Here is a 2020-nt window from a genome sequence, read left to right as displayed (position 1 = left end):
AGAACCAAGGGCTGCCATTGCTCAATTAAACGATAGAGCTCTTGAAAGAGAGGCTTTGATTTCTCTTGGCGACGTCCTAACAGATCCTCAGGGCTCAGAGGGGCATCGCCCGCCTTGGGTTCGATCTCATACAGCTTTTTCCATAACAACAAGGCCTGTATTGAACGAATGGGATCATCATCCATTGCTTGATCAAATTTGCGTCGTGCGTGCGCATGACAGCCTACTTCAATCATGTTGCTGCCTTGTTTGAACAAGTCGTTAAAGCTGCTATGGGCATCGACCTGTACATAACCTTGATAGTCTTTGAAAAAGGCATTGGGCCCAGCTCGACTTTGAGTCTGAGTAAAGTCAAAGTAGACATCATTGGAGGTGCCAATATACGCCCAGAGGTAACCATTGTAGGTTGAACCTTTGCGTTTTTTGCTTTTGACAGGTACAACCGTAGCGTCACAATGAACTTTGAGAGACTCAAGAATCGTGTGACGAAAACGTTCGCTTAGAGGTGCCAGTAAATCGCTACAGCGAGCGACCCAATCACACATCGTCGAAACGTTAATGTCAATACCGTGACGTTTCAAGATGCCTTCCAAGCGATTTAAGGGTAAGTGGTCGGCATATTTACTGGTAATGACATGGGCTAGTAAGCCTTCAGCTGGAATGCCTTTATCAATCGCCATAGGCGGCAAATCTGCAATGGAGATATTGCCCTGACAGGGTTGACAGGCATACTTAGGCCTTACAAAGCGTTTAACTCGAATACTTGCAGGAATGTAATCCAGTTTCTCTGTGACTTCTTCACCCATACGCTGTTTTTCAGAGCCACAATCAGAACAGATCTTTTCTTCTTGGGAGGGTTCTATTTCAACGGTATCTCTTGGTAGATCAGGAGGGAATGGTTTTCTACCTTTATGATTGGCGTTTGGCCGTGTACGTTTTTGGGGCTTCTTAGGAGGCGAGTCTTCTTGATCATCAATCTTGCCTTGAATCTCATCATAAAGATCTTGGAACATCAGTAACTGATTAGGATTGAACTTCTCGCTCTTTTTGCCAAACATCTGCCTCTTCAGATACAGCAATTGGCCTTGCAAATCATCAATCTGTCCAAGCAATGTGAGTACCATGTGCTTAAGGACTTTCACATCATTGGGGAGTTCTTTGTCGGATGATTTTGCAGTTATCAAGCTGTCTTCTGTCATGGTTTGTATTATACCAAACTATGCAGATATTGCCAGCGAGAAGCCTTATAAATGCATATTATTATTAACTTATTTTACGCTCATAACGCTTTCTTCGGCGTGTTTTAAACAAGTCAATGCCTTCCAGTATCCAGGAGAGTTTTGCCATATCTATTTCGAGAGACATACCCTGATCAGGGCCTTGTAAACGTTCAAACGTCCCCTCTTCTAAGCGCTTATACCAGATCGCATAGCCGGTCCTATCCCACCAAAGGATTTTACACTTATCACCAACCTTATTGAAGAAGACAAACAAGTGACCCGCTAGTGGGTCCTGTTGCATCATATGCTCAGCCAGCATGGACAGCTTATTAAAACCACATCGCATATCCGTCGGTTGAGTACACAGAAATACTTTCACAGAAGCAGGCAGCATCAACATAAGCCCACCTCTTTGAACGCTTCAAGAGCCGAAACCAATGCTTTCTTATCAGTCGCTTCAGAAAACCTCAAGACATGGCCTGCATTTAACACTAATTCAAGATTTGCATGGTTACTCTGGGACAATTTGACTTGAACAAATGGTTTAGGTTTGTTGCCCTCAGACAGCTTGAACTTGGCTTTCCAACGATAGAATGCAGATGTTGGTATATCCTTATTTCTACAAAACTGCAAAACAGATAGGCTGCTGCTTTGCCACTCTTGAATAAGTTGTTTCCACTGTTGAGTCGGTAGATGCCTTCTTCGCATAGTTGGTGATCTCCATGAATTAGTCATTAACAGAGATCATTATCGCGTTTACGTGAGAGCTAGCAAGATGCAGTTGGCCGGAACCTTACGTT

The 2020-nt window shown here is 43.7% G+C and carries 3 protein-coding genes; all 3 read right to left on the bottom strand.

Features of this window, described 5'->3' with window-relative positions:
* Positions 1-1199, bottom strand: a 1199-nt coding sequence (locus GY843_RS11810) for an IS66 family transposase (RefSeq protein ID WP_297309839.1), incomplete at its 3' end; no start/stop codon positions are given.
* A 64-nt stretch (positions 1200-1263) separates the two neighbouring features.
* Complete coding sequence (gene tnpB / locus GY843_RS11805) at positions 1264-1620, bottom strand: IS66 family insertion sequence element accessory protein TnpB (RefSeq protein ID WP_297309837.1); 357 nt, start codon at positions 1618-1620, stop codon at positions 1264-1266.
* Positions 1614-1928, bottom strand: coding sequence for a transposase (locus GY843_RS11800; RefSeq protein WP_297309835.1), 315 nt, complete (start codon positions 1926-1928; stop codon positions 1614-1616). The genes tnpB and GY843_RS11800 overlap by 7 nt, the downstream gene beginning before the upstream one ends.
* Positions 1929-2020: the final 92 nt, after the last annotated feature.

The organism is Neptuniibacter sp. (assembly GCF_024231755.1).
Taxonomy (GTDB): Bacteria; Pseudomonadota; Gammaproteobacteria; order Pseudomonadales; family Balneatricaceae; genus Neptuniibacter.
This window is presented reverse-complemented; position numbering and strand designations above follow the sequence as displayed.